General features: G+C 55.3%; 1 rRNA gene. It reads left to right on the top strand.

Features of this window, described 5'->3' with window-relative positions:
* Positions 1-2 precede the first annotated feature (2 nt).
* Positions 3-456, top strand: a 16S ribosomal RNA gene (locus FDX19_RS07270); the annotation flags it as partial.

Below are 456 nucleotides of genomic sequence, written 5' to 3'. Positions count from 1 at the left end.
TTAAATTGAAGAGTTTGATCATGGCTCAGATTGAACGCTGGCGGCAGGCCTAACACATGCAAGTCGAACGGTAGCACAGAGGAGCTTGCTCCTTGGGTGACGAGTGGCGGACGGGTGAGTAATGTCTGGGAAACTGCCCGATGGAGGGGGATAACTACTGGAAACGGTAGCTAATACCGCATAACGTCGCAAGACCAAAGAGGGGGACCTTCGGGCCTCTTGCCATCGGATGTGCCCAGATGGGATTAGCTAGTAGGTGGGGTAACGGCTCACCTAGGCGACGATCCCTAGCTGGTCTGAGAGGATGACCAGCCACACTGGAACTGAGACACGGTCCAGACTCCTACGGGAGGCAGCAGTGGGGAATATTGCACAATGGGCGCAAGCCTGATGCAGCCATGCCGCGTGTATGAAGAAGGCCTTCGGGTTGTAAAGTACTTTCAGCGAGGAGGAAGG

The organism is Citrobacter sp. wls619, assembly GCF_005281345.1.
In the GTDB taxonomy this organism is placed as follows: Bacteria; Pseudomonadota; Gammaproteobacteria; order Enterobacterales; family Enterobacteriaceae; genus Citrobacter.
Note: the sequence above shows the minus strand (reverse complement) of the source record. Positions and strands in the feature narration are given on the sequence as shown.